The sequence below is a fragment of the Collinsella sp. TM09-10AT genome (genome assembly GCF_003436275.1).
Lineage (GTDB): Bacteria > Actinomycetota > Coriobacteriia > Coriobacteriales > Coriobacteriaceae > Collinsella.
The window spans coordinates 1-2934 of record NZ_QSOP01000041.1; the positions used below are offsets into that span (position 1 = coordinate 1).

Annotated in this window: 4 protein-coding genes; all 4 read left to right on the forward strand. The window is 58.6% G+C overall.

The genetic code is table 11. From position 1 onward, the window contains the following. Nucleotides 1–293: 293 nt before the first annotated feature. The 4 genes from DXD77_RS10075 to DXD77_RS10090 all read left to right on the forward strand — a co-directional run bounded on the left by DXD77_RS10075 (nt 294) and on the right by DXD77_RS10090 (nt 2738). On the forward strand, nt 294–1484 hold the full coding sequence (locus tag DXD77_RS10075) for a plasmid recombination protein (protein ID WP_117648569.1): 1191 nt from the start codon (nt 294–296) through the stop codon (nt 1482–1484). Nucleotides 1485–1527: 43 nt separating this feature from the next. Next, nucleotides 1528–1764, forward strand: a complete 237-nt coding sequence (locus tag DXD77_RS10080; protein ID WP_035138971.1) for a ribbon-helix-helix domain-containing protein — start codon at nt 1528–1530, stop codon at nt 1762–1764. Further along, complete coding sequence (locus tag DXD77_RS10085; RefSeq protein WP_114538517.1) at nt 1748–2017, forward strand: type II toxin-antitoxin system RelE/ParE family toxin; 270 nt, start codon at nt 1748–1750, stop codon at nt 2015–2017. Before DXD77_RS10080 ends, DXD77_RS10085 begins: the two co-directional genes overlap by 17 nt. 61 nt (nt 2018–2078) lie before the next feature. Further along, entirely contained in the window at nt 2079–2738 is a 660-nt protein-coding gene (locus DXD77_RS10090) for a Rep family protein (protein ID WP_158549141.1), read from the forward strand. The last annotated feature ends 196 nt before the right edge of the window (nt 2739–2934 follow it).

Consider the following 2934-nt stretch of genomic DNA (forward strand, 5'->3'; position numbering starts at 1 on the left):
TTCAAAAGGGGCGCGCTCATTATTTTTCGCTAACTACGTCCGAAAAATAATGTGACAAATGACAAATGACAAATCAGGTTGAGCGGGGGAGTTTGAGGGGGCTTGCCCCCCTCATTCGGCGCCCGCGCCGATGGCCCGCACCTCATGAGCGACGCCGCGAATGAGTAGGGCTGGGGGGTCTCGGGGGGAACGCCCGAGCGGGTGCAGGGCTGGCCCTGCCACGTCCTTAGCGTAGCTAAGGTCTAACGTGCTAGACTTTAGTCGGCTAAAATCTCACGCAAGGCGGTTACGACATGGCACACATAGCGAAGTACAAGGCAACCTCGGTCGGGCACATGCTCGCTCACTACAGGCGCGACGCGTCCAGCATGGAGCGCGACAACATCGACCCGAAGCGCGTGAAGAACGACATGGTGGTCGGTCACTACACGAACAAGGACGGCAGGCTTGTTGTGGGGCGTGTGGTGTCCCGTGAGGGCGAGCCGAACTGGGGCACGGTCGAGCGGCGCATAGAGCGCGTGAACGAGGCACAGAAGGCAGCAGGGAAGCGCGCCACGCGCAAGGACGCGGTGGTTATGGCGGACGTTGTTGTGACGCTTCCCGACAACGTGCGCAAGGGCGATGAGGACAGGTTCTTCCGTCTCACGTACTGGTACCTGTCGAACAAGTTCGGCATCGACAACATGATGGGCGGGTTCGTCCACAAGGACGAGGTGCTGAAGGACGGCACGCCCGCCCGCGACCACATGCACGTGCCGTTCACGCCGATACTCGATGGGCGCTTCAACTACAAGAAGATGTGCCCGCGCTCGTTCTACCAGAGCATGCACAAGGAGCTTGGGGACTATCTGGAGAAGCGACTGGGCTACCGCCCAGAGGTCGAGCTTGGCGAGGAGACGCGGGCGCAGCGCGTGTACACCGACAAGTCCGTGGATATTGACAAGGTGCGCGGCGCGGTCGATAGGGCGGTCGTGCGACCTGCCGAGGACGAAGCGGCGCGAATCGTCGCGGCGGCTAAGGAGGAAGCCGCCGCTTTGCTAAACGAAGCCGAATTGCGTAAGGCCGAGCTCGTGACCGAGATTGCCGAGAGGGAGGGCGAGCTCGAGGACGTGATGGTCGATATCGAGGATGCGACCGACCGATTGGAGTGCCTTCGGCAAAGAGCGAACGGGGTTGCGCGAGACGTTGAGGAGCTTCGACCCGTCGCTGCCGAGGTTCGGCGCTGGGAAGATGCGGGAAAAGCTGAGCGCGGCTCAATCCTCGATTCAATCGCTGCTCGATGCGCAGGAGCGGCGCGAGCAATTGGAAGAGCAGTTGAGGAGCTTGGAGACCGAATCTGGGCGCTGATGCGTCCCAGGAAGGTGCAACGCACCGAGCGCGGCTTGGATGATGTGATGAGGGAAGCCACGGAAGTCGCGCGTGCGAAGGAAGCGTTGAGCCGTAATCATGTTGCACCGGCGCGGTCGCGCGGGCAGGCGCGGTGATGTGTTATAGTAGTACCTGTATTACACATCAAGGAGGTGCAGCATGGCTACCGCAGTTACTTCGATGAGGATTCCTACTGAATTGAACGAGCGTTATAGCAGACTTGCGAAGGAAACTGGCAGGTCAAGGAGCTTTTATGTGAATGAAGCCCTGCAAGAAGCTATAGACCGCTTCGAGTATGAGTACGGGATTCTCAAAGACATTGAGGACTACCGTGCAGGCAGGCTTGAGACCTACAGCATCGATGAGGTAAGGGCGCATTGTGGCCTGGCGAATTGAGTTCACGAGGAATGCCGACAAGGCGATGCGCAAGCTAGACAAGGGCGTTGCGGCGCGAATGTTCGACGAGCTGGACGAGATAGCGAAGCTCGAAGACCCGAGAAGCAGGGGCAAAGCCCTAACGGGGAACTTGGCTGGCGTGTGGCGATACAGGGTCGGTGACTATCGGATCCTGTGCGATATCAACGACGGCAGGCTTGTCATTCTCGTGGTCGATGTGGCGCACAGGCGCGAGGTCTACAAGCGCAGGTAAAAAGAAAAAGCCCCAGCAAGCTTGGCGGCAGCAGGGGCATTCGAGACAAGGAGATTATAGCATGGCGGCAAACGCTGGCGAGACGAAGGTAAAGCTCTGGGAGGGAATCTGCTACCCAGAGAACATGCTCGATGATTGGCAGGAGGAGATAGACGACATCCTCCAAGTTCCGTTCGCTTACGCAATTCACGACATCGACCATGACCAGAAGAGCAAGCAGCGGAAGACCCATGTTCACATCATCGTGGTTTGGGGCGGCAACACAACACGCAAGGCGATAATCAACGTCCTGAACCGCTTGAGCGCGGAAGGCAAGAGGTGCTGCTCCTCTGCGGAGCCAGTCAACAACATCAGGCACGCATACGACTACCTCATCCACGACACGGCATCGTGCCGAAAGAAGGGCAAGGAACTGTACCCAGTCGAAGCCCGCATCGAGGGGAACAACTTCGACATCGGGCAGCTTGAGCAGCTCTCGACCAAGGACAAGCAGGACATGCTCTTCGAGTTGGTCGGCTTCATTATGGTCGAGAAGTTCGAGACCATCAACGACTTCACGACTGCGGCGTTACGTGAGTTTCCCGAACAGTACCGAGAAATCATCGTCGGCTACAACTCGATTCTCGAGCGCTACTGTCGCGGCAACTACCTGAACGCCGAACGCAAGCGCAAGGCACGTGAGACAGGCGCGTGCGGAAAAGTAGACGGGTCAATGGAGTAATCAGCGACTACGGGGGCGGAGTAGTTCCGCGCAGCGGATCTACGCAGTCCTCGTTCGCGGATTGCGGAATTGACGCGGCGGTCGAGCCAAAAGACAGACTGGGAAGAGGGTCGATGTGAGCGCAAGCTCCCATCGACCCTTTCCTTGCCTATGTCGCGAGAAAGGTTGATTTGGGGATGGAACCTAGGGGGGGGGG

Coding starts and splice junctions, on each gene's coding strand:
- DXD77_RS10090 (WP_158549141.1), top strand. CDS start 2,079: ATGGCGGCAAACGCTGGCGAGACGAAGGTAAAGCTCTGGGAGGGAATC.
- DXD77_RS10075 (WP_117648569.1), top strand. CDS start 294: ATGGCACACATAGCGAAGTACAAGGCAACCTCGGTCGGGCACATGCTC.
- DXD77_RS10080 (WP_035138971.1), top strand. CDS start 1,528: ATGGCTACCGCAGTTACTTCGATGAGGATTCCTACTGAATTGAACGAG.